Genomic DNA, 21,931 nt, shown 5'->3' on the forward strand with positions numbered 1-21,931 from the left:
GCGCCTCTCAGGCGCCTCGTGAAGGGCGATCACCCATTCGGGTGGTCGCCCTTCGGCGTACCCGGGACGGGCGTGGCGGGGGTCGTGCGAGCCGTGAGGAGCGGAGTATGGTGATCTTCGCCGTGCGCCCCCGCTGACCGGGGGGCCTTGACGAACCGCACGCAGCGCGCAATTCTCAGGACGCGTCGTCACAACGATCCGTATCCGAGGCATGGATCGACGGCGGAACGGGCAGTATCGAGGTGCGCCGCACGGCGCGAGGTACCGCGGAGTTGAGAACAACGAGGGTCGCGAAAAACTCGCCCTGGACATCAGTGGGCCAAGTGGCTACACTGACCCTTTGCGCTGCCTGTTAGCTGCCCCCTGCCCGTCACCTGGGGCATACCCTCGCGAGAGCATTGTCGGCAGACCTGACCTGACCTGGGCTTTTGGCCCCATCGGGAATCGTCTGTCCCTCTGCATCGCTGGGGACCGGTACGCGCGTAGTGAGTCCGAGCCCTCGGAAGGACCCCCTCTTGGCCGCCTCGCGCAACGCCTCGACCAATACGAACAACGGCGCCAGCACCGCCCCGCTGCGCATCTCCTTTGCAAAGATCAAGGAGCCCCTCGAGGTTCCGAACCTCCTCGCGCTGCAGACCGAGAGCTTTGACTGGCTGCTCGGCAATGCCGCCTGGAAGGCTCGCGTCGAGGCAGCTCTCGAGTCGGGACAGGACGTCCCCAGGAAGTCGGGTCTGGAGGAGATCTTCGAGGAGATCTCCCCGATCGAGGACTTCTCCGGGTCGATGTCGCTGACCTTCCGCGACCACCGCTTCGAGCCCCCGAAGAACTCGATCGACGAGTGCAAGGACCGTGACTTCACGTACGGCGCCCCGCTCTTCGTCACGGCCGAGTTCACGAACAACGAGACCGGCGAGATCAAGTCCCAGACGGTCTTCATGGGCGACTTCCCGCTCATGACGAACAAGGGCACCTTCGTCATCAACGGCACCGAGCGTGTCGTGGTCTCGCAGCTGGTCCGCTCGCCGGGCGTCTACTTCGACTCCTCGATCGACAAGACGTCCGACAAGGACATCTTCTCCGCCAAGATCATCCCGTCCCGGGGTGCCTGGCTGGAGATGGAGATCGACAAGCGTGACATGGTCGGTGTCCGCATCGACCGCAAGCGCAAGCAGTCCGTCACCGTCCTCCTGAAGGCTCTCGGCTGGACCACCGAGCAGATCCTGCAGGAGTTCGGCGAGTACGAGTCCATGCGCGCCACCCTGGAGAAGGACCACACCCAGGGCCAGGACGACGCGCTGCTCGACATCTACCGCAAGCTCCGTCCGGGCGAGCCGCCGACCCGTGAGGCCGCTCAGACGCTGCTCGAGAACCTCTACTTCAACCCGAAGCGCTACGACCTCGCCAAGGTCGGCCGCTACAAGGTGAACAAGAAGCTCGGCGCGGACGAGCCGCTGGACGCCGGTGTCCTGACCACCGACGACATCATCGCCACGATCAAGTACCTCGTGAAGCTTCACGCGGGCGAGACCGAGACGATCGGCGAGTCGGGCCGGGAGATCGTCGTCGAGACCGACGACATCGACCACTTCGGCAACCGTCGTCTGCGCAACGTCGGCGAGCTCATCCAGAACCAGGTCCGTACGGGTCTGGCTCGTATGGAGCGCGTCGTGCGTGAGCGCATGACCACCCAGGACGTCGAGGCGATCACGCCTCAGACCCTGATCAACATCCGGCCGGTCGTCGCCTCCATCAAGGAGTTCTTCGGCACCAGCCAGCTGTCGCAGTTCATGGACCAGAACAACCCGCTGTCGGGTCTCACCCACAAGCGCCGCCTGTCGGCTCTTGGCCCGGGTGGTCTGTCCCGTGAGCGGGCCGGCTTCGAGGTCCGAGACGTGCACCCGTCCCACTACGGACGCATGTGCCCGATCGAGACCCCCGAAGGCCCGAACATCGGTCTGATCGGTTCGCTCGCCTCGTACGGCCGCGTCAACGCGTTCGGCTTCATCGAGACGCCGTACCGCAAGGTCGTCGACGGTCAGGTCACCGACGAGGTCGACTACATCACCGCCGACGAGGAGGACCGCTTCGTCATCGCCCAGGCGAACGCGACCCTGAACGACGAGCTCCGCTTCACCGAGCCGCGCGTTCTGGTCCGCCGCCGTGGTGGCGAGGTCGACTACGTCCCGCCGACCGAGGTCGACTACATGGACGTCTCGCCGCGCCAGATGGTGTCGGTCGCGACGGCCATGATCCCCTTCCTCGAGCACGACGACGCCAACCGTGCCCTCATGGGCGCGAACATGATGCGTCAGGCGGTGCCGCTGATTAAGTCCGAGGCCCCGCTCGTCGGTACCGGCATGGAGTACCGCTGTGCCACCGACGCCGGTGACGTGCCGAAGGCCGACAAGGACGGTGTCGTCCAGGAGGTCTCGGCCGACTACATCACCGTCGCCAACGACGACGGCACGTACACCACGTACCGGATGGCCAAGTTCTCCCGCTCGAACCAGGGCACCTCGGTCAACCAGAAGGTCGTCGTCTCCGAGGGCGACCGGGTCATCGAGGGCCAGGTCCTCGCCGACGGTCCGGCCACCGAGAACGGTGAGATGGCGCTCGGCAAGAACCTGCTCGTGGCGTTCATGCCGTGGGAGGGTCACAACTACGAGGACGCGATCATCCTGTCGCAGCGCCTCGTGCAGGACGACGTCCTCTCCTCGATCCACATCGAGGAGCACGAGGTCGACGCCCGTGACACCAAGCTCGGCCCGGAGGAGATCACCCGGGACATCCCGAACGTCTCCGAGGAGGTCCTCGCCGACCTCGACGAGCGCGGCATCATCCGTATCGGTGCCGAGGTCGTCGCCGGCGACATCCTCGTCGGCAAGGTCACGCCCAAGGGTGAGACCGAGCTGACCCCGGAGGAGCGTCTGCTCCGCGCGATCTTCGGTGAGAAGGCGCGTGAGGTCCGTGACACCTCGCTGAAGGTGCCGCACGGCGAGACCGGCAAGGTCATCGGCGTCCGCGTCTTCGACCGCGAGGAGGGCGACGAGCTTCCCCCGGGCGTGAACCAGCTGGTCCGCGTCTACGTCGCCCAGAAGCGCAAGATCACCGATGGTGACAAGCTCGCCGGCCGTCACGGCAACAAGGGTGTCATCTCCAAGATCCTTCCGATCGAGGACATGCCGTTCCTCGAGGACGGAACCCCGGTCGACATCATCCTCAACCCGCTGGGTGTCCCGTCCCGAATGAACCCGGGACAGGTCCTGGAGATCCACCTCGGCTGGCTCGCCAGCCGCGGCTGGGACGTCTCCGGCCTCGCGGACGAGTGGGCGCAGCGCCTCCAGGCCATCGGCGCCGACGTGGTCGCCCCGGGCACCAACGTCGCCACCCCCGTCTTCGACGGTGCGCGTGAGGACGAGCTCGCGGGTCTGCTCCAGCACACGATCCCGAACCGCGACGGCGAGCGCATGGTGCTCCCCTCCGGCAAGGCGCGTCTGTTCGACGGCCGCTCCGGCGAGCCGTTCCCGGACCCGATCTCGGTCGGGTACATGTACATCCTCAAGCTCCACCACCTGGTCGACGACAAGCTGCACGCCCGGTCGACCGGTCCGTACTCGATGATCACCCAGCAGCCGCTGGGTGGTAAGGCCCAGTTCGGTGGCCAGCGCTTCGGTGAGATGGAGGTGTGGGCGCTGGAGGCTTACGGCGCCGCGTACGCCCTCCAGGAGCTGCTGACGATCAAGTCCGACGACGTGACCGGCCGCGTGAAGGTCTACGAGGCCATCGTCAAGGGCGAGAACATCCCTGAGCCCGGCATCCCCGAGTCCTTCAAGGTGCTCATCAAGGAGATGCAGTCCCTGTGCCTCAACGTGGAGGTGCTGTCCTCGGACGGCATGTCCATCGAGATGCGCGACACCGACGAGGACGTCTTCCGCGCAGCGGAGGAGCTCGGTATCGACCTGTCCCGGCGCGAGCCGAGCAGCGTCGAAGAGGTCTGACGGGAGTCCGGTACGGGGACTCGGTGAATTTCGCTGAGTCCCCGGCCGGCCCCAGGACCCCCGTTTCAGACCCCAAGACTTACAACCCTGAGAGGGATTGACGCATAGTGCTCGACGTCAACTTCTTCGATGAGCTCCGGATCGGTCTGGCCACCGCTGACGACATCCGTCAGTGGAGCCACGGCGAGGTCAAGAAGCCCGAGACCATCAACTACCGCACCCTGAAGCCCGAAAAGGACGGACTCTTCTGCGAGAAGATCTTCGGTCCGACCCGGGACTGGGAGTGCTACTGCGGCAAGTACAAGCGTGTCCGCTTCAAGGGCATCATCTGTGAGCGGTGTGGCGTCGAAGTCACCCGCGCCAAGGTGCGCCGTGAGCGGATGGGCCACATCGAGCTCGCCGCTCCCGTCACCCACATCTGGTACTTCAAGGGCGTCCCGTCGCGCCTCGGATACCTGCTGGACCTCGCGCCGAAGGACCTCGAGAAGGTCATCTACTTCGCCGCGTACATGATCACCTTCGTGGACGACGAGCGTCGTACGCGTGACCTGCCGTCGCTGGAGGCTCACGTCTCCGTCGAGCGTCAGCAGATCGAGAACCGTCGCGACTCCGACCTGGAGGCCCGCGCCAAGAAGCTCGAGACCGACCTGGCCGAGCTCGAGGCCGAGGGTGCCAAGGCCGACGTGCGCCGCAAGGTGCGCGAGGGCGCCGAGCGTGAGATGAAGCAGCTGCGCGACCGTGCGCAGCGCGAGATCGACCGTCTCGACGAGGTCTGGACCCGCTTCAAGAACCTCAAGGTCCAGGACCTGGAGGGCGACGAGCTCCTCTACCGCGAGCTGCGTGACCGCTTCGGCACGTACTTCGACGGTTCGATGGGTGCCGCGGCGCTGCAGAAGCGCCTGGAGTCCTTCGACCTGGAGGAGGAGGCCGAGCGCCTCCGCGAGATCATCCGTACCGGCAAGGGCCAGAAGAAGACCCGTGCGCTCAAGCGCCTCAAGGTCGTCTCCGCGTTCCTGCAGACCGCGAACAGCCCCAAGGGCATGGTTCTCGACTGCGTGCCGGTGATCCCGCCGGACCTGCGTCCGATGGTGCAGCTGGACGGTGGCCGCTTCGCGACCTCCGACCTGAACGACCTGTACCGCCGTGTGATCAACCGCAACAACCGTCTGAAGCGTCTGCTCGACCTCGGTGCCCCCGAGATCATCGTGAACAACGAGAAGCGGATGCTCCAGGAGGCGGTCGACGCCCTGTTCGACAACGGCCGTCGTGGTCGCCCGGTCACGGGCCCCGGCAACCGTCCGCTGAAGTCCCTCAGCGACATGCTGAAGGGCAAGCAGGGTCGATTCCGTCAGAACCTGCTCGGTAAGCGTGTGGACTACTCCGCGCGTTCCGTCATCGTCGTCGGTCCGCAGCTGAAGCTGCACCAGTGCGGTCTGCCGAAGGCCATGGCGCTGGAGCTCTTCAAGCCGTTCGTGATGAAGCGCCTGGTCGACCTGAACCACGCGCAGAACATCAAGAGCGCCAAGCGGATGGTCGAGCGCGGCCGCACGGTCGTGTACGACGTCCTCGAAGAGGTCATCGCCGAGCACCCGGTTCTGCTGAACCGTGCGCCCACGCTGCACCGCCTCGGCATCCAGGCCTTCGAGCCCCAGCTGGTCGAGGGCAAGGCCATCCAGATCCACCCGCTCGTCTGCACCGCGTTCAACGCGGACTTCGACGGTGACCAGATGGCCGTCCACCTGCCGCTCTCCGCGGAGGCGCAGGCCGAGGCCCGCATCCTGATGCTGTCCTCGAACAACATCCTGAAGCCCGCCGACGGCCGTCCGGTCACGATGCCGACCCAGGACATGGTCCTCGGTCTGTTCTTCCTGACCACCGACGGTGAGCTCCGTGACACCAAGGGCGAGGGCCGCGCGTTCGGCTCCACGGCCGAGGCGATCATGGCGTTCGACGCCGGCGAGCTCGCGCTGCAGTCGCAGATCGACATCCGCTTCCCGATCGGCACCGTTCCGCCGCGCGGCTGGGTTCCCCCGGTCGCGGAGGAGGGCGAGCCGGAGTGGCAGCAGGGTGACTCGTTCCGCCTGCGTACGTCGCTGGGCCGCGCGCTCTTCAACGAGCTGCTGCCCGAGGACTACCCGTTCGTCGACTACTCGGTCGGCAAGAAGCAGCTCTCCGAGATCGTCAACGACCTCGCCGAGCGCTACCCCAAGGTCATCGTGGCGGCGACGCTCGACAACCTGAAGGCGGCCGGCTTCTACTGGGCGACCCGTTCCGGCGTCACCGTGGCCATCTCGGACGTCGTCGTCCCCGAGGCCAAGAAGGCGATCGTCAAGGGCTGGGAAGAGCAGGACGAGAAGGTCCAGAAGCAGTACGAGCGCGGTCTCATCACCAAGGAAGAGCGCACTCAGGAGCTCATCAACATCTGGACCAAGGCGACCAACGAGGTTGCCGAGGCCATGAATGAGAACTTCCCCAAGACGAACCCCATCTTCATGATGGTTGACTCGGGTGCCCGAGGAAACATGATGCAGATGCGGCAGATCGCCGGTATGCGTGGTCTGGTGTCGAACGCCAAGAACGAGACGATTCCGCGTCCCATCAAGGCGTCCTTCCGTGAGGGTCTCTCCGTCCTCGAGTACTTCATCTCGACGCACGGTGCCCGTAAGGGTCTGGCCGACACCGCCCTGCGTACCGCCGACTCGGGTTACCTGACCCGTCGTCTGGTGGACGTCTCGCAGGACGTGATCATCCGCGAGGAGGACTGTGGCACCGAGCGCGGTCTGAAGCTGCGGATCGCCGAGAAGGGTGCCGACGGCATCCTGCGGAAGACGGACGACGTCGAGACCTCCGTGTACGCGCGGATGCTCGCCGAGGACGTCGTCGTGGACGGCAAGGTCATCGCGCCGGCCAACGTCGACCTGGGTGACGTCCTGATCGACGCCCTCGTGGGCGCCGGCGTGGAGGAGGTCAAGACCCGCTCGGTCCTGACCTGTGAGTCCGCCGTCGGTACCTGTGCCTACTGCTACGGCCGTTCGCTGGCCACCGGCAAGCTGGTCGACATCGGTGAGGCGGTCGGCATCATCGCCGCCCAGTCCATCGGTGAGCCCGGTACCCAGCTGACGATGCGTACCTTCCACACCGGTGGTGTGGCCGGTGACGACATCACCCAGGGTCTGCCCCGTGTCGTCGAGCTCTTCGAGGCTCGTCAGCCCAAGGGTGTCGCCCCGATCTCGGAGGCGGCCGGCCGCGTCCGTATCGAGGAGACCGAGAAGACCAAGAAGATCGTCGTCACCCCGGACGACGGCAGCGACGAGACGGCGTTCCCGATCTCGAAGCGTGCCCGTCTGCTCGTGGGCGAGGGCGACCACGTCGAGGTGGGCCAGAAGCTCACCGTGGGTGCCACCAACCCGCACGACGTGCTGCGGATCCTCGGTCAGCGCGCGGTCCAGGTCCACCTGGTCGGCGAGGTCCAGAAGGTCTACAACTCGCAGGGTGTGTCGATCCACGACAAGCACATCGAGATCATCATCCGGCAGATGCTGCGCCGTGTGACGATCATCGAGTCCGGCGACGCGGAGCTGCTGCCGGGCGAGCTCGTCGAGCGCTCGAAGTTCGAGACCGAGAACCGTCGTGTGGTCACCGAGGGCGGTCACCCCGCCTCCGGCCGTCCGCAGCTGATGGGTATCACCAAGGCCTCGCTTGCGACGGAGTCCTGGCTGTCGGCCGCCTCCTTCCAGGAGACGACCCGAGTCCTGACGGATGCGGCGATCAACGCCAAGTCCGACAGCCTCATCGGCCTCAAGGAGAACGTCATCATCGGTAAGCTCATCCCGGCCGGTACGGGTCTGTCCCGCTACCGCAACATCCGGGTCGAGCCGACCGAGGAGGCCAAGGCCGCGATGTACTCGGCCGTCGGCTACGACGACATCGACTACTCGCCGTTCGGCACCGGCTCCGGCCAGGCCGTTCCGCTGGAGGACTACGACTACGGTCCGTACAACCAGTAAGTAGATCGAAACCGAAGGGCGGCACCCCCAAGCCGGGGTGCCGCCCTTCGGCGTACGCGCTACCGGCCCGCCAGCTCCCAGACCGCGAGCATCAGGCCGGCGCTCGCCGTCAGCGCGGCGATGCTGGTGAGCGGCCAGCGGGCGCGCTCCAGGGCGTCCAGCCGGGACTCCATGTCGGCGAGCTGTTTGTCGGTCTGGTCACTGCGCTGCACGAGCAGGGCGAGCGAGCCGTCGACGCGGGCGAAGCCGGCCTCCAGCGTGCCGCGCATCCGCTCCAGCTCGATGGCGACCGTGACCGGGTCGTGCTGCTCAGACTCGGTCATCGGCCGCCCCCGGGGTGGTGCGCAGCCATGCGGGGAGCAGGTTCTGCACGGCCGGCACCGCCATCACCCGGGTGAGGGCGCCGGCGGCGGCGAGCGCCCCGGCGACCCAGGGGAGGGTGGCGGGGACGCCGGAGGCGTCGACGACCGCGGGGAGGACGACGGCGATGGCGACGGCGGACTGGAGGACGGTACGGGCCGTGCGCTTGGCGGCTTCGGACATGGGGGGCTCCTTGCTTCGGGGTACGGGACTACTTCGTGTACGGGACCTTGAGCGCGTTCCAGGACATGGCGCCCGGCCAGCCGTCGGCGTCGGAGCCGCTGAAGCCGAGCTTGCGCTGCCACTTCGCGTAGCTGCGCCGGTCCGCCTCGCCCCAGCGGGGGGACGGGCCGACGGTGTACGCGGAGCAGCCTTCGGCGACGAGCCGGCGGCCCATCGCGGTGACGATCGGGGAGCTGGGGTTCGCCTTGAAGAACGAGGTGCCCGGGAACGGCTGGTAGCGCGGGGCGGCCGGCTTCTGCGGGGCCGGGGGCTGCTTGGCAGGGGCGGCACCGAGCCGCCGCTGGATCCGGTCCCGCATGCCCGGCATGGCGAAGCCGCGCGGGTCGCTCTTCCAGTCGGACCACTCCAGGTGACCGATGACGGACTTGGCGCCCCAGTCGTGGGCGCGGCAGAGCGCGGCGGACGCCCGCTCGATGGCGTCGAGCTGAGCGGCCGGCCAGGGGTCGTTGCCGTTGCCGAGGTTGACGCACTCGAAGCCGTAGAAGCGGGCGTTGCCGTCGACGGCGCCGGGGCTGCCCTGGTGGTGGCGCGGGGCGGGCGGCCGGTCCCCGTACGTCTCGGTGATCACGGCCTGGAGGACCGAGGGGTCGCCGCCGCCGGCGTGGTTGGCGCGGCCGTTGCCGACGAGATGGACCGTGCCGTCCTTGGCGATGACGCCGTGGCAGAGCGGGCCGGGCAGACCGTCGTAGCCGTTGTAGCAGAGCTCGACGGACGAGGCGGTGCCGCTGGAGACGGTGTGGTGGATCATCACGCCGACGACGGGGCCCCAGGCTCCCGCCTGGTTGCGGTGGTGGGTGCGCCAGCCGTCGTGCTCGACGACCTTGACGCCTTCGGCGCGGAGCGCGGCGACGAGCCGGTCCGCGGTGAGGGGAGTGGCCATGGTGACCTCCAGGCTTGCGGGCATGAAAAAAGCCCGCGCGGCGGCGGGCGTACGGGTGGGGCGTGGGGCTTACGGAGCGGGCTCGGGCTCCGGCTCCGGCTCCGGCGGAGCCCAGGTCGCGCAGAGCGCGGCGTAGGCGGCGCGGCGGGTCTCGAAGTCGGCGAGGGCGGTCGTGACGGCGCTCTGGACGGCGGTCGGGTCGGGGGCGACCGGTTCGCCGTCCCGGCCGTTGACGACCACCGTGGCGTAGCCGCGCAGGCTGGCGTCCCCGACGCCGCTCTTGCTGGTCTGGGCGGTGACGTACACCGACGGGTACTGGCCGGTGACCGGGTCTCGCTCCAGCGTGTTGCCGAGGGTGTTGTCGTACACGCGGACGTCGAGGGTGTGGCTGCCCTCGGTGACGACGGCGCGGCCCGCGTAGTCGATGGCCACGCCCCAGGGCTGTGCGGGGTCGATGATCATGGTGTGCTCCTCAGGATCAGGTCTGGGTGCCGTAGATCAGGACGGGCTGTGCGTAGACGGTCCCGCCACCGGCCATGGCCTGGATCTCGATCAGCATGGTCTGGCCGAACCTGCTGTTCATGTCGCCGGGGATCAGACCGGTGTGGTCGTAGGTCGAGCCGGCGGTGACGGCGGGGCCGAACTGCTGGCCGTCGACCAGGACCTTCACCTGGCCGGTGGCGCCGGAGGACACCGCCGTGTTCACGGACAGCCGCAGCTTCGGCTGCCAGATCGGGTTGAAGGACCTGGCGACCGTGGTGAAGGTGGCGCTGGTGGTGGAGGGCCAGTGGGCCTTGTCGACGTTCATCGGCGGCATCAGCTGCAGCCAGGGCCGGGCGAGGCCACCGGTCATGATGTCGTCCGCGAAGATCTCGTGGCCGTAGCCGTCGAAGATCCGGAACAGCGGCCGGTTGATGGTGACGCTGCCGGTCTGTGCGGGCGGGCGGATCTCGCTGACCGCCGGCCGGGTGTTCACGGCCGTGGACAGGGCCTTGAGCCGGCGTTCCATCTGGTTGAGCCGGTCGATGATGTCCTCGGGCAGCTGGGGCATCAGGCCTCCTCAAGGTAGAGCTCGGCGGTGTCGGGGCGGCCGCGCTCCGGGGGAGTGACCTTGACGCCGATGATGCGGTAGCGGGCGTCGAGGCCCTGGGAGTACCACTCGTCCGTGATCCGGATGCGGGCGATGCGGCCGATGAGTGCCGGTGGGACGACCCCGCCGAGATGGATGCTGATCGAGGGGATCACGACGGCGCCCTGGGCCTCGGCGAGTTCCCGCTTGGCCAGCGAGTCGAGGGTGAGCGTGTCGGTGACCTCGTTGTGGTCGGAGGACAGGTCGATCAGCGGCCAACCGTCCGCGAGCAGATCGCTGGCGACCTGCTGGGTGGAGTGGATCGGCCGGGACTCGGTACCGGCGTTGGAGTTCGTCGACGCCCCGCGGGCCAGCGCGGTGGTGCCGCCGCGGGTCGCGTCGTACGGGAAGGAGTACGACAGGATGACGCCGGGCCGGTCGAAGAGCAGGTCGGTGGCACCGTTGACGATCTTGGGCCAGCCGAGCCGGAGCTGCCTGACCCGCTTGCCGTCGGTCGGGTCGCGGTAGACGAGGATCTGGTGCTCGAAGCCGTTCTGCAGTGAGGCCAGCTGGTCGAGCGCCTCCAGGTAGACGGTCTCGTCGCCGTTGCGCCAGGAGGCCGTCCGCAGGACCTCGGACTCCTCCGTGCCGTAGGTGATCCCGAGGCGGCGCGGCTGCTTCCCCTCCGGCAGGGGCACCGTGGGGTCGTCCTGGACGTCGAGTTCCTTCCACAGCCGCCGTGCGATCTCCAGCTGGTCGGTCGGGGTCGTGAACGAGATGTCGGTACGGATGCGGCGGCGGCTCGCGTACGAGTCGAAGGTGGCGGCCTGGACGCCGAGGGTCAGCACCCCGCGCCCGCTGGACTGCAGGGTGGCGGTCCACACGATGCCGCCCCACCACAGGTCGCCGCCGCGCTCCAGGTAGACCGCGGTGCGGCCCTCCCGGACCTTCTTGACCCGGTCGGCGATGTCCTTGTTGGGGATGGGGATGGTGCCGGAGAGCGAGCCGGCCTTGCCGATGTAGTCGTCGAAGGAGACGTCCCGCAGGGGCAGGATGTCGAGGGTCTGGTCGGTGATCAGGTCGCAGAAGATCGCCCGGTAGGGCGTTTCGAGTGCCATGGCGGCCCCCTTACAGGACGTAGGTGGCGGAGACCCACACGGTCCGGCCGTTGGGGATGGTCGCGTTGGGGCTCCAGTCGCGCAGGGTGACCAGCGAGGTGGTGGCCGCGATCGTGGCGGCCCCGGAGCCGTCGGTGTCGGAGGCCGTCGTCTCGAAGGACATGGCCGGAGACCAGCCGGCCGGCAGGTTGCCCAGGGGCAGGTCGGCGATGCGGCCGTCGGCGCCGGCGGTGATCGTCCCGCCGGTGCGGGTGACGCCGAAGCGCACCATGACGACGCCGGCGCGGGTACGCCGGGCGGAGAAGGACGGGCTGCCCCAGCCGGTGGCCGCGGTCGCGCCGTTGCTGGCGACCTCGATGTCGTACGGCGGGTGGTAGTTCACCCACGCGGTGCCGTTCCAGCGCTGGAGCGTGCCGCCGGCGTCCCGGAACTGCCCGACGTAACCACCGGTGGACACCGTGCCGCTGGGCGCGATGCCGCCGATCTCCTTCGGGTACGCGACCCAGGCGGTGCCGTCCCAGCGCTGCAGGAAGTGGGCGTTGTCGTTGTCCTGGTACTGGCCCGGGTAACTGCCGGGCACCGCCGCGTTGTTGTAGACGGGCATGATCCCGCCGACGCCCGCGGTCGTGACGCGCAGGTCGGAGACGGTCCCCGGCGTGGTCCAGGGGATGCCGCCGGTACCGGCGGAGGCCGTGGCGGGGACCTTGACCGAGAACAGCGTCAGCGAGAGGGCCGGCGCGACCGGTGGCTCCGGAACGGCCTTCGCCTCCCCCTGGAGGATCTCGATCGTGGCCTCGCTCTTCTGCGAGCCGTCGAACTGGTCGTCGTACACGCGCAGGACGACGAGGTCGATGCGCGGATGGAGCGGGTTGCCGTCGGCGAAGGTGAGGACGGTGTCCGAGTCGAGCGTGACGTGGTACGGGCCCTGGGCGGCCGGGCCCTGGATGACGGCCCGGCCGTGGAAGAGGGTGGCGGTCATCGGCCCGTTGCCGCTCATCCACAGGCCGCCGACGCGGAACTTGCCGTCGTACGTGCCGGGCATGATGCCGGAGCGGGCGCTGAGGGGCCCGGCGGGGGTGGTCGCTCCGATGTCGGTGTGACGGGTGCCGATGCGGGTCTGCCCGGTGGGCGAGAGCCAGCCGGTACGAAGAACCATGGGTGTGTCTCCTGAGAGGGGTGGTTACGCCAGCGGGTCGACGCGGACGAAGACGTTGTCGAAGCCCGCCTTGAGGCCCAGGGTGTTGGCGACGACCCGGTGCACGACGGTGACCGTGTACGGGAGCCCCGGAGTCAGGTTCGGCAGGCGCACGGAGGTGGCGATCGAGGTGGAGTGCGGGCTCGCGCAGACCGCCGCGCGCTCGTCGTCCGTGGTGTCCAGGACCACCGTCGAGCCCTGCGTCACCCGGACGTTGAGGTACGCGTAGTGGTCGGCGCTGGTGGACGCGACCCGGGCACCGAAGCCGATCAGGACGGTCTTGGACGGCGGGGCGGTGAAGGTCACGGTCAGGGGGTTGATCGCACGGTCGGCGAGGGTCGGGGTGTACGTCGTCGATGTGGTGGTCCCGTGGTCCTGCGACTCGTTGTAGGCCGGTCCCGGCACGGCCGGCAGCCATGCCGAACCGTTCCACCGCTGCAGCTGGCCGAGGGCCGAGTCCCGGTACTGGCCCGTGTAGCTGGCCGACAGGGTGCTCGCGGAGGCCGGGATGATGCCGCCGACACCCGCGGGGTACGAGACCCACTTGCCGCCGTCCCAGCGCTGGAACTGGCCGTCCGCGGTGTCCTGGTACTGGCCCGGGTACGCACCGGGGGTCACCGGCCCCTCGACCGGCACGATGCCGCCGACGGCCACGACCGGGCTGCGCAGGTCCTTGAGCGCGGTGGCCCACGGGATGCCGCCGTTGCCCGCGCTGACGCCGGCCGGCACGGTCACCTCGTACAGCGGGAGGCTGCGCGGCGGGACGGGCATCGCCTTCGGCGTCTGCTCGGCCACGCCTTCGATGACCTCGATCACGGCCTCGTTGCGCTGGCCCTCGTAGAGCCGGTCGTAGATCCGCAGGACGACGAGGTCGACCCGGCCGTACTGCGGGTTGCCCGGCGCGAAGGTGACGGTCTCGGAGGTCGGCAGGGTCACCGGGTAGACGCCCTGGGAGATCTCGCCCTGGATGACCGCCCGCCCCTCGGAGACGGTCGCCGACATGGCGGAGGCGTTCGTCATCCAGAAGCCGGAGAGCCGGTACTGGCCGGTGTAGGAGCCCGGCAGGATGCCGGAGCGGACCTGGACGGGGTTGAGCATGGTGGTGGCACCGGTCTGGGTGAGCCGGGTGTCCTCACGGGTCTGGCCGGTCTCGGCGACCCAGCTGCTGCGCAGGTTCATGGGGTTCTCCAATCGGGGGAGGGGACGGCGTCAGGGCGTCGGGGTGTCAGCACGTGGGGGTGTCAGGACTTCAGCCACTCGGCGGTGAGGGCACAGGCGTAGCCGGAGCCGCCGAGCGTCTTGATCGCAGCGGTGTGGCTGTGGAGGCCCGTCAGCTGGACCGTGTTGCCGGCGGTGAGCCTGATCAGGCCGGAGCCGCCGACGGAGACGGCGCCGTTGCCGGCGGGACCGAGCCAGGTCAGCCGCGACTGCCCGAGGCCGCCGACGGTGACGCGGGCGCCGCGCATGCCGCTCTGGCCGTCGTTGGCCCAGGTGACGTGTGCGGCGATCCGCCACATGCCGCTGCGCGGCACGACGTACGTGTGGGTCCCGTTCCAGCTGTTGGTGTCGTCGACCTCGACGGTCGGCAGGTTGATCGGGGTCCATGTGTTGGGCTGGACGGTCTGCTGCTGGGCGGACAGCCACTGGGTGGCGGCGAACAGGATCTTCCCCGTGCCCTCGACGTACTGCCACGCCGAGCCGTCCCAGCGCTGCAGGATTCCCGAGTCGTCCCGGTACTGGCCGGGGTAGCTGCCGGTCGAGACCTGTGTGCCGGGCGCGATGCCGCCGATCGCCTTCGGGTACGCGACCCAGGCCGTACCGTCCCAGCGCTGGAGCATGCCGCCCGAGTCGCGGTACTGCCCGACGTACGCGCCCTTGAAGCCGCTCGTGGGCATGATGCCGCCGAGCGCCACCACCGGCCAGTGCTGCGTGGTGACCGCGGTGGTGGTCCAGGCGATGCCGCCGTTGCCGGCCGAGATGCCCTTGGGGACCCTGACCGTGTAGAGCGGCAGGGTGCTGCCGGGGCCCGTGGCCGGCGGCACGGGGTTGGCGTGCGGGGCGCCCTTGACCAGGCGGATGACGGCGTCGGTGGTGCCGGTCTTGTCGTAGGCGTCGTCGACGACGGCCAGTTCGATCAGATCGATCCGGTCGTACTGCGGATCGCCGTCCTCGATGGTGATCGTCTCCGGCGAGATCGCGCTGACCAGGTAGGCGCCCTGACGGGTGTCCTTGCCCTGGACGATCGCGCGGCCGGTGCCGATGGTGCACTGCATCGCGGCGGTCCCGGTCAGGACGAAGCCGCCCGGCACGATGCCCGGCCGGGAGCGCAGCGGGGTCTCCTCGGGGGACTGACCACTGGGAGTGAGCAGGGCGGCCAGGGTGAGGCGGGTGTCCTCACGGGTCTGACCGGTCGACTGCAGCCAGGCGGCCCGTACAGTCATGGTTCACCTCTTTCGGTGGAGTGGGCGGGGGTGGGTCACCAGTCGGCGCTGCGCCAGCGGACCGTCATCAGGGCGTCCTCGGTGGCCTCGTCGGGCCGGAAGGACAGCTCGGTGCGCCCCGGTTCGAGCAGGAACAGCTCCTCCGGGCTGGAGTCCGCCATCGCGGTGTGCCGGCGGGAGGCGGTGCCGTTGAGCGTGACCGTGCCGCCGGCGGTGTCGACGACGAGCTCCTCGCCCGCGGCCAGGTCGATCGCGTACCGCAGGCGGCGCCGGCTGCCCCGCTCGGTGACGGTCGGCATGGAGCACGGGCCGCGGAAGGTGATCACCGGGTGGGTGGCGGCGGAGCCGGTGTTCTCGGCGACGGCGTCGCCGGTCGACTTGGCCTCGCCCCAGTTGAGGGGCCAGGTCAGCGGCCAGGTGAGGCCGGACTCGGGCTGCGGGGCGGTGGTGGAGGCGACCTGCTCGTTGACGGCGTAGCGGCGCGGGTCGGCCGCGAGCCATTGGATCGACATCTTCGAGCTGCCCTGGGTGGCGAAGCCCTGGTCGGCGGGGACCACGCGCTGGGCGATCCGGGCGCGTACGGCGAGCAGTTCGCCGTGCAGCCGGATGGTGAGCCAGCGCTCCTCGTCGAGCAGGGCGAGCGCCTGCCGCAGGGCGCGGATGGCCTGGGTGGCCGCGCTGTACTCCGGCATCAGCACGATCGTGCCGCCGACCTTGCGCGGCTTGGCGTACCGGGAGCCCGGCCAGGCTCCGTGCGAGGTCGGGCGGTCGGCGTCGGAGGAGTCGTACTCGGGCAGGTCCTCCCAGCCGGTCAGACCGGAACGGTCGACGGCGAACGGGGTGCCGGGGCCGATGAGAAGCCCGGCCCACTGGATCTGCCCGTCCTGGGTGATCAGCGAGCCGGGCGCGAGGTCGGCCGTGTAGGTGTTTCCGGCGTATGCGGTGGTGGTCTCGGCCATGGGGGCCGTCACCTCACTTCTGAGAGGCTGTCAGGTGGGCGGTCGGCGCTGAGCGGTCAGCGGTGGGAGGCCGCGAGGAAGAGCAGGTCCTCGGCGGTCGACCGGGGTCCGGCGCCGGGCTTCTCGTGGAAGTCCCGTATCCGGTGCGGCGGTCGGGGCGGCTCGCCGGCGGCCGGGACGCGGCGGTTCTCCAGCACGGTGAGCGGGTCGATGCGCGGAGCGTCCGCGGCCCCGGGGAAGACGACACCGCCGTCGGCGAGCATCGGGATCTTGTCGAGGTCGACGCCGAACTTCTTGCCGAGGAGGTTGAAACTCAGCTTGTTGAGGCCGTCGATGATCCAGTTGGCGAAGGCGATGAGACCGTTGATCGGTCCCTTGACGACACCGACGACGGTGCTGAGCGCGCCCTTGATCAGATCGCCGATTCCGCGCATGGCCCCGCTGACCGCGTCCTTGGCGGTGCGGAAGAATCCGGGGATCTTGTCGGTGACGAAGGTCAGGATCGGCCGGACGGCATTCTTGATCCCGCCCATGGAGCTGGAGGCGATCCCGCGCAGGGCGTTCGAGGCGGAATTGACGGAGGTGCGGACGTGGGAGAACCCGCTGATGGCGGATCCGACGATCTTCAGCGCGGTGGTGAACAGCGTCAGATATGCCTTGAAGTAGGTCCCGACGGCCTGACCGAGCAGCTTCATGATCGGCTGGAGGAACGTCCACACCGACTGGAAGCCCTTCAGGACCTGCGCGAAGACCTGCTGCATGATCCGTTGGCCGGTCTCGCTGTTCACCGCGTACGTGATCAGGGCCGCCGCGACGGGCAGGATGACGCCGATGAGGAACCCGAGCGGGTTTCCCCGCATGACGACATTGATGGCCATCACGACGGCGGCGGCGATGGTCATGGCGGTGCCGTAGGTGGCCATCAGACCGACGAGGACATCGGTGAAGGGGAGCAGCGGCATCAGGATGGTGAGGATCGCCGTGACGCCCGCACCGACTTTGGCGAGTACCGACTTCGCCCGGCCGGCCCGGTCGCCGAAGGACGTGACGCCGCGCTGGGCCGACGACCGGCTCAGCTTCGTGACCGAGCCGCCCGCGGAGGCAGCATCGGTACGGAAACGCGTGACAGCGGTGGTGGCGCCACGGGCTTCCGAAGCGAGGCGACCGGCCTTGCCGGTGGCGCCGCGGAGTGCTCGCGTCAGCGTGCCGAGCGCGGTGTTGGCGGGCTTGATGGTGCTGCGCAGATTGCGGATCGCGGCGGGGACACCGGCGAGCAGCCGGTTGCTGTAGATCGGTGTCAGGCCGACGGCACTCATCCGCGCGCCTTCGCCAGGTACATCAGCGCGTCCGCCGTCGACTGCGGGTCACTGCCCCGGGCCGCGTGGTAGTGCTCGATGTGCAGCCCTGCACCCGCGGCGCCGGCCAGGCCGGTACGGGCCGTCATCTGGGCGCGGCGGGCGGTGAGGGCGAGCAGCCGGTCCAGCTTGGAGAGCGGGAGGACGGCCTCGGCCTCGCCGGCCTCGGCGAGGATCGCCGGGACACCGCCGTGGCGGGGCATGACGACACCACCGGTGGCGAGCATGGGGATGGTCGGGATGTTGACGCCGAAGGTCTTGCCGCCGACGAGCGGCACCCAGCCGGGGACGCTGACCTTGACCCGGTTGAGGCTGCCGATCATCCGGTTGATCAGGCCGATCACGGCGTTGATCGGGCCCGACACACCGCTCTTGATGCCGTTGAACGCCCGGGACGCGATGTCCTTGAGGCCGTTCCAGATGGACGACATCTTGTCCTTGACGGCCCGGAAGGCGTTCGGGATCGCGGTCTTGATCCAGTTGACGACCGGGGTGATGACGGCCTTGATGCCGTTCCAGACGGTGCTGATCACCGTCTTGATCGCCTTCATGACCGTGGTGATGACCGTCTTCCAGATCTTCACGTAGGTCTTGATGACGGTGGCGACGGCCTTGACGACCGTGGAGATGGCCGACTTGATGCCGTTCCAGACCGTCTTGATCAGCTGGCCGGCCTTCTTCATGATCGGGCCGATGGCCTTCATGACCGAGCTGATCACGGTCTTGATGGCGCTGAAGGCCTTCTTCATGATCGTCTGCATCGTCTTCGAGCGCGTCGCCATTTCGACGACCTTCTCGATGAGCGGCATGAACAGCTCGATCAGGCGGGCGAGGAAGTTGCCCTTCATGGACTTGTTGAGCTTGTCCTGGCCCTTGGCCGCCTTGCCTGCGCCGGACTCGTACTTTCCGAGCTTGGTTCCGGCGGACTGGCCGGTCTGGCCGGCCTTGGCCATGGAACGCTCGGCCTGATCCGAGGCCGTCTTGAGGCTCTTGAGCTGGGAGGACGATGACTGCGCGGAGGATTTGAGCTGCTTGACCTTGCTCGATGCGGAGTTCGAGCCGTTGCCGACGCGGGTGACGGCCTGGGCGCTCTGTTCGGCGTTGGTCTTGAGGTTCCTGAGAGCCGACGAGGTGCCGGCCAGTGCTCTGCTGAGGGACATGGTCACCTGATTTCAGTGTGGGGAACGGGAGGCGAGGAGGGGGGCCGCCGGCCGGAAGGCGTGGGCGGTCAGGCCTGGATCGCGGCCTCTCCGAGTGCTGTCCTCAGGCGGTTGAGGTCGTCCGTCACGACCTTGGCGCCGTCCTTCGCCCACTGCTTCTTCGCGTCGTCTTCCGCTTTGATGAATCGCTTGGCGTCGTCGAAGCGTTGAGCGGCCTGGTCGGACAGCTTCTTGGCCTTCCGGTTGGCCCGGTCGAGTTCCTTCTCGGCCTTGTCGGCTGCCTTCTTGGCCTTCTGGTAGTTCTTCTCCGCTTCGAGGAAGGCTTCGAGCGAAGCCGCGGTGCCCTCGGTGCGGTATCGGCGCCGCGCGTCGTCGCGGGTCGTCTCGGCCCGGCCCAGCGCATCGCGCCTCTCGGTCGCGTTGGTCTGTGCGGCGGTGAGCCGGCGCAGCTGTTCCTTGATGTCCTTCTGCTCGGCGACGAGCTTGCGGTTCTGCTGCTCGGCCGCGACGTTGAAGTGCTTGGCCTTGTCGGCCCACGGCCATCCGTACCGCTGGCGGCCGTTGATGGTTACACCCTTTTCGTCCATTTTGAACCAGGTGTAATCGAACTTGAAGATGCTGGCGCCGAGCGAGAAGACGGCGAGGCCGGACAACTCCGCCTTGATGAGGGTGATGTCGGCCTTGACGGCGGTGACCGTACTCGTCCAGCCGAAGGCCGCTTCCTTGGTGCTCTTGTAATCGGCCTCGCTGATCCAGGGGGCGTACCAGAGCGAACCGGGCTGCTGTGGGGCGTTGGGGGTGTTGGGGTTCGGCGGGGGCGGCGTGGGAGCTGCCATTGCTGTCCTCGATTCGAGATGTCGTGCCGAAGCGCACCCGGAAACGCCGAAGCCGCCCAGCCCTCGAAGGGCGCAGGCGGCTCATGTGCGTGGCCGGCGGGGGTTCCCGCCCGGCGAGGCGTGGCGTGTGTGGCGTACGGGTGTCAGCGGCGGCGTAGTTCGGCGAGGGCGTCGTTCCACCCCGCCGTGTACGCGCGGATCTCGCGAGCCGCGACCTCTGCGTCGAGGGTGGCGAGCAGTGCGCGCTTGTCGAGGGGACCGGGGCCCTGGAGCAACGCGTTGAGGCGATCGTGGAGCGTGCTCCCGGTACGGCTTCCCCCGGTCTGAGACGTCATGGTGCCCTGCCTTCCGGCGATCGAACGTGCGTACGAAGCATTGTCGAACAGAGGTTCGAGCTTGTCGAGCCTGAAACGTCTGACGGCGTGTCTTCTGGCCTTGTCTCCCGAGGGATTGGTCCTCGATCGGAGCTTGTGTTCGACCGGGTACTCTGGAGGGCGCGTTCCCCGGACCCGACACAGCCGGGGGGCGAAGGGGCGCGAGGGGCGCGTGGGGGACCCCGGGGGGTTGGAAGGCAGTGCGGACGCATGGACACGGAGCCGGGCGCTAACCGGCGGGAGCGGGTCATCGACTGGCTCGAGTCCCACCCGGATCTGCCTCACCTCTTCGCACGGCTCTCCGAACTGGTCCACGTCTACGGGTACGCACCGGAGGACCTGGTCGTGATGCCGAGGTCCGTGGTCGACCGTCGCGAGGCCGCCGCCTTCACCGCCGGCTGGGCCGAGGCGATGTCGGAGGAACTCCCGCGCATACGGCGCGAGTACGAGAAGCGCGTGGCCGACGCCTACGCGCAGGGTCAGGGTGACGCGCGTGGAATCCGCCGCCCGCAGCGACGCGTGGACGCCGGCGAGGGCGACGGCGCCCGCGTCATCCCGCTGCCCTTCGCGCGACTCCTCGAACCGCCCGCCGTCGTCCTCCAGACCGAGGCGCGGATGCGCACGGAGCGCGAACTCCTCGACCGCAGACCGGAGCAGGACCTTCCGCAGGATGAGCCGCAGCACGCGAACGCGGGCCCTCCGCAGCACGACGAGGGCACCCGTCCACACGTGGAGGAACCCGCCACCGAACGCGACGTCCTGCCGACCGCGCAGGAGAGCCGCACCCGCAGGACCGCGCAGCCCGTTCGGAAGGTCGTACGCGGCAAGGGGGGCCGCCCGATCGTCCCGCCGCTCGCCGGGGTCCCCGGACAGACGGGATCCGGGAGCGACCGCGCGGCCTCCGAGCCGGCGGAGCCGGACGGACGCGCCCGCAAGGGGCGCAGGCTGTCGGAGCGGGCCAGGGCCCTGGAGGAGGAACTGACCGCCGACCGAGCACAGGAAGCGCCCCCGGAGCCCGCTCCCTGACGGGAACGGGCTCCGGGGGCCGGGGGATGCGGCATCGGGACGCGGGATCAGCCGAAGAACCGGGCGAGCGCTCCGGGGGAGACCATCTCGTGGGTACTCGCCTCCGTGGAGCCCTCGTCCTGTTCCTCCTCGTCATCGTCCTCGTACTCGTCCTGGACGTCCGGACGCGGGACGGGCGTCGGGTACTCGGGCTGATCGCCGTCCTCGCCGGTGTTGACACACTGGAACATCCAGTTGGCGACGGCCAGATGGTCCACCACCGCCGCGAGGAGATGGTCGGTGACCGACCACTCCGCGGCCTCGCCGTGCAGCTCCCGCTGCACGGCGCTGTCCCGCGGCAGATGCGTGATCAGCGCACTGAGCCGTCGGCTGGACAGCTCGCCCCGGTGCCAGTCGAGGAGATCGACGCGGTAGTAGCGGAGGAGATCCGCCTCAAGGGCCTCGGCGTGTTCGTCGACGAACTCGACGAGGCTCAGTCTTCCCCCAGGCCGAGCCCGGTCTCCTTGCCGTAGGCCTCCAGGATGGCGGCGATGTCCTGCATCGTGATGTCGTGCTGCTCGAAGCGGCTGAACTGCTTCTCACCCATCAGGAGCGCGAGCAGGCCGTCCACGTCGTTGTCGTCGAGCTTGCGCAGCGCCTTGGCGGTCGCGCGGCTGAGTTCGGTGGGAAGGGTGTAGCTCTCGCCGTCCAGTTCGAAGGACCAGCTGTTGCCGGTGGCCTCCAGGCGCTGGGCGCGAGCGGCGTTGACGTCGAAACGGGCCATGGTGATGCGTACTCCTTGTTCGAGTGAGTGAAGAGGAGAGGGGGCGGGGGGGGGGGGGGGGGGGGGGGGCCCCCCCCGGGGGGGGGGGGTAAGACCGGGGGGGGGGTATGGGGGGGGGTGAAATGTTAGGTGGCCCCCGGGGGGGCG

Annotated in this window: 19 protein-coding genes; 3 read left to right on the plus strand and 16 right to left on the minus strand. The window is 68.9% G+C overall.

All coding sequences use genetic code 11. The features are described 5' to 3' along the window. The first annotated feature begins 515 nt into the window (after window positions 1-515). A complete protein-coding gene (rpoB, locus tag ACFV9D_RS13950) occupies window positions 516-3,998 on the plus strand; it encodes a DNA-directed RNA polymerase subunit beta (protein WP_385145076.1) in 3,483 nt (1,160 codons plus the stop codon). 107 nt (window positions 3,999-4,105) lie between these two features. Then, window positions 4,106-8,005, plus strand: coding sequence for a DNA-directed RNA polymerase subunit beta' (locus tag ACFV9D_RS13955; RefSeq protein WP_385145078.1), 3,900 nt, complete (start codon window positions 4,106-4,108; stop codon window positions 8,003-8,005). Window positions 8,006-8,064: 59 nt separating this feature from the next. On the opposite strand, the gene ACFV9D_RS13960 is transcribed toward ACFV9D_RS13955, so the two are convergent. The 14 genes from ACFV9D_RS13960 to ACFV9D_RS14025 form a co-directional block, all read right to left on the minus strand. Continuing rightward, window positions 8,065-8,328 (minus strand): hypothetical protein, encoded by a 264-nt coding sequence (locus tag ACFV9D_RS13960; protein ID WP_385145080.1) that lies wholly within the window; start codon window positions 8,326-8,328, stop codon window positions 8,065-8,067. Continuing rightward, window positions 8,315-8,548 carry a hypothetical protein gene (locus ACFV9D_RS13965; RefSeq protein ID WP_385145082.1) on the minus strand — a complete coding sequence of 78 codons (234 nt, stop codon included), beginning with the start codon at window positions 8,546-8,548 and terminating at the stop codon, window positions 8,315-8,317. Before ACFV9D_RS13965 ends, ACFV9D_RS13960 begins: the two co-directional genes overlap by 14 nt. A 28-nt stretch (window positions 8,549-8,576) precedes the next feature. Then, entirely contained in the window at window positions 8,577-9,488 is a 912-nt protein-coding gene (locus ACFV9D_RS13970; protein ID WP_385145314.1) for a peptidoglycan-binding protein, read from the minus strand. A 69-nt stretch (window positions 9,489-9,557) separates the two neighbouring features. Then, window positions 9,558-9,950, minus strand: a complete 393-nt coding sequence (locus tag ACFV9D_RS13975; protein WP_385145084.1) for an ATP-binding protein — start codon at window positions 9,948-9,950, stop codon at window positions 9,558-9,560. A 16-nt stretch (window positions 9,951-9,966) separates the two neighbouring features. Beyond that, window positions 9,967-10,539: a hypothetical protein gene (locus ACFV9D_RS13980; protein ID WP_385145086.1), complete on the minus strand. Its 573-nt coding sequence runs from the start codon at window positions 10,537-10,539 to the stop codon at window positions 9,967-9,969. Then, window positions 10,539-11,675: a hypothetical protein gene (locus ACFV9D_RS13985; protein ID WP_385145088.1), complete on the minus strand. Its 1,137-nt coding sequence runs from the start codon at window positions 11,673-11,675 to the stop codon at window positions 10,539-10,541. The genes ACFV9D_RS13980 and ACFV9D_RS13985 overlap by 1 nt, the downstream gene beginning before the upstream one ends. Before the next feature lie 10 nt (window positions 11,676-11,685). Further along, complete coding sequence (locus ACFV9D_RS13990) at window positions 11,686-12,831, minus strand: hypothetical protein (RefSeq protein ID WP_385145090.1); 1,146 nt, start codon at window positions 12,829-12,831, stop codon at window positions 11,686-11,688. A gap of 24 nt (window positions 12,832-12,855) precedes the next feature. Continuing rightward, window positions 12,856-14,049 carry a hypothetical protein gene (locus tag ACFV9D_RS13995; RefSeq protein WP_385145092.1) on the minus strand — a complete coding sequence of 398 codons (1,194 nt, stop codon included), beginning with the start codon at window positions 14,047-14,049 and terminating at the stop codon, window positions 12,856-12,858. A gap of 62 nt (window positions 14,050-14,111) precedes the next feature. Further along, a complete protein-coding gene (locus ACFV9D_RS14000; RefSeq protein ID WP_385145094.1) occupies window positions 14,112-15,311 on the minus strand; it encodes a hypothetical protein in 1,200 nt (399 codons plus the stop codon). A gap of 35 nt (window positions 15,312-15,346) precedes the next feature. Further along, the gene (locus ACFV9D_RS14005) at window positions 15,347-16,270 is read right to left on the minus strand and encodes a phage distal tail protein (RefSeq protein WP_385145096.1); all 924 of its coding nucleotides are present in this window, start codon (window positions 16,268-16,270) and stop codon (window positions 15,347-15,349) included. Between the two features lie 56 nt (window positions 16,271-16,326). Continuing rightward, the gene (locus ACFV9D_RS14010; protein WP_385145098.1) at window positions 16,327-17,586 is read right to left on the minus strand and encodes a tape-measure protein; all 1,260 of its coding nucleotides are present in this window, start codon (window positions 17,584-17,586) and stop codon (window positions 16,327-16,329) included. Continuing rightward, complete coding sequence (locus ACFV9D_RS14015) at window positions 17,583-18,785, minus strand: phage tail protein (protein ID WP_385145100.1); 1,203 nt, start codon at window positions 18,783-18,785, stop codon at window positions 17,583-17,585. Before ACFV9D_RS14015 ends, ACFV9D_RS14010 begins: the two co-directional genes overlap by 4 nt. 68 nt (window positions 18,786-18,853) lie before the next feature. After that, on the minus strand, window positions 18,854-19,621 hold the full coding sequence (locus ACFV9D_RS14020; RefSeq protein WP_385145102.1) for a hypothetical protein: 768 nt from the start codon (window positions 19,619-19,621) through the stop codon (window positions 18,854-18,856). Between the two features lie 143 nt (window positions 19,622-19,764). Continuing rightward, window positions 19,765-19,956 (minus strand): hypothetical protein, encoded by a 192-nt coding sequence (locus ACFV9D_RS14025; protein ID WP_361761353.1) that lies wholly within the window; start codon window positions 19,954-19,956, stop codon window positions 19,765-19,767. A gap of 249 nt (window positions 19,957-20,205) precedes the next feature. Between ACFV9D_RS14025 and ACFV9D_RS14030 the strand changes: the two genes are divergently transcribed. Next, a complete protein-coding gene (locus ACFV9D_RS14030) occupies window positions 20,206-21,021 on the plus strand; it encodes a hypothetical protein (protein WP_385145104.1) in 816 nt (271 codons plus the stop codon). A 47-nt stretch (window positions 21,022-21,068) separates the two neighbouring features. On the opposite strand, the gene ACFV9D_RS14035 is transcribed toward ACFV9D_RS14030, so the two are convergent. Both ACFV9D_RS14035 and ACFV9D_RS14040 read right to left on the minus strand, forming a co-directional pair. Continuing rightward, on the minus strand, window positions 21,069-21,398 hold the full coding sequence (locus ACFV9D_RS14035; protein WP_385145316.1) for a hypothetical protein: 330 nt from the start codon (window positions 21,396-21,398) through the stop codon (window positions 21,069-21,071). 95 nt (window positions 21,399-21,493) lie between these two features. Next, complete coding sequence (locus ACFV9D_RS14040; protein ID WP_385145106.1) at window positions 21,494-21,784, minus strand: hypothetical protein; 291 nt, start codon at window positions 21,782-21,784, stop codon at window positions 21,494-21,496. Window positions 21,785-21,931 lie beyond the last annotated feature (147 nt).

The sequence above is a fragment of the Streptomyces sp. NPDC059875 genome, assembly GCF_042731085.1.
Lineage (GTDB): Bacteria > Actinomycetota > Actinomycetes > Streptomycetales > Streptomycetaceae > Streptomyces.